The 1868-nt window shown below is 57.6% G+C and carries 2 protein-coding genes; one reads left to right on the top strand and one right to left on the bottom strand.

From position 1 onward, the window contains the following. The first annotated feature begins 294 nt into the window (after positions 1-294). A complete protein-coding gene (locus FBQ73_RS15915; RefSeq protein ID WP_170218931.1) occupies positions 295-1164 on the top strand; it encodes a LysR family transcriptional regulator in 870 nt (289 codons plus the stop codon). A 168-nt stretch (positions 1165-1332) separates the two neighbouring features. Here FBQ73_RS15915 and FBQ73_RS15910 read toward each other — a convergent pair. After that, the coding region (locus FBQ73_RS15910; protein WP_138400487.1) for an aldehyde dehydrogenase family protein at positions 1333-1868 on the bottom strand (536 nt) is incomplete at its 5' end.

The raw sequence follows: 1868 nt of genomic DNA, 5'->3' as shown, positions 1-1868 counted from the left end.
CAAATCGGTCGGGTAGCGCTTCGCTCGTCGCTCAAATCCAGCCATCCGGCCACGGCTCTCTCGGGTCCACATCCCGAGCTTGAATCACGCCGCAGCCGGCACTTCAACCCATTCTCAAACGGTCTCTTAAGCGCGATGGCATCCCCGGAGGTGGTAATGTCGGATGCTGCCGGCCAGCGCAGACCCGGGAAACATGCCCTTCTAATTTATCTGATTCACCGATAGCTTGGAGCGCAAGATGCTGTCTCGTCGATGGGAATGCCTTGCGTTTCAAGGGTCTGGACCCTCAACCTTTTGGTTGCGCTCGACGTGCTGCTGACGGTACGCAATGTCAGCCGGGCGGCGGATATTCTGTGCCTGAGCCAATCTGCAACAAGCGGAGCGCTGGCGCGGTTGCGTGACTATTTCGGGGATGAACTGCTGGTGCAGGTGGGACGTAAGATGGTCCTCCCGCCGCGGGCGGCTACGCTCTCGGATCGGGTCCGCAGCGCCCTTGTCCAGATCGACGGCACCATCATCCAGAAGCCGGGCTTCGACCCACAAACAGCCGAACGCCAGATCAGCGTGATTACTTCGGATTTTGTGGCCGTCGTTGCCCTGACCGATGCCATCCGCTTCATCAATGCGCAGGCCCCCCGTCTGTCCTTCGTGATCGAGCCGCCGCTCGATCGGCCCCGCGAGCGGCTGGAGCGGGGCGATATCGACCTCCTCCTGATGCCGCAGCGCTATCTGTCGCTGGATCACCCTTCCGAGCCGCTCTTCAGTGATCGCTATTGCGTTGCGGTCTGGGCGAACAGTGCAAAGTTTGGTGAGACCATAAGCGAGCAGGAGTTTTTCGACGCGCGGCACGTTACCGTGAAATTTCCATCAATGATGCCGTCTTATGAAACTTGGTTCATTAAGCAGCGCGGCGGCGACGGCAAGATCGATGCCGTGGTGGGGTCTTTTCTGGCCATGCCCTTCATGCTGGCGGGAACCGACCGTCTGGCCGTGATGCATGAACGTCTTGCGCAGATTTTCTCTCGTGTCCTGCCTATTCGCATCATTCCCTGTCCCATCGATATTCCAGATGTCGTGGAATGTCTCCAATGGCACTCCTTCAACGCAGCCGATGAGTGCCTGGCCTGGGTACGCCAGGAATTCCACGCTTTGGTCCGGAACTGAGATATCTGTTTTGCAGATGTAAACTATTATAAATATCTATTTTTCTGATCTGTTCCGCTGGCTACCTTCTGCCCTGCCTATACGCCGAATGGCACAGGCCAATATCAAGGAGGAGGAGGCTCCGCAGCAAGATCAGCACACTTTTTTGCCAACGAATCCACTTTGGGGTCATAATGGGTATTCTGTAGGGGCATCCTTTATGGTCAACCACTGCCACTGAGTGAACTCCTCCACGTTGGCGGGTCCTCCGTGGCGTGATCCATTGCCTGAATTGCCCTGGCCGCCCATGGGCATGAAGCCGTCGTCATTCACCGTCTGATCATTGACGTGAACGAGGCCGACCCGCAACCGGTCGGCAATGGCCTTGCCGCACGTGACCGATCGGGTGATAATTCCTGCCGAAAGGCCATATTCGGTGTCATTGGCCATGGCCACAGCTTGGTCGTTGGAAGAAAAAGTAGAGATCGATACGATCGGCCCGAAGATTTCCTCCCGGTAGGCCCGCATTTTTGGCGTCACGCCGGAAATCACGGTGGCCGGAAAGAAGACGCCGTTCGGGGCACCTCCTGCATGCAGATTATACCAACGGCGATTGAGGGTGACTCTCAGGGGCTTTCGGTTGAGTGCGATCGCTGATTCCATGGTGCGGGGAGGATTCGCGCCATGGCCTCTGCGGTGCAGCTTCGGACGGACTACTCGGCTTC

The organism is Xanthobacter autotrophicus, assembly GCF_005871085.1.
Taxonomy (GTDB): domain Bacteria; phylum Pseudomonadota; class Alphaproteobacteria; order Rhizobiales; family Xanthobacteraceae; genus Xanthobacter; species Xanthobacter autotrophicus.
This window is presented reverse-complemented; position numbering and strand designations above follow the sequence as displayed.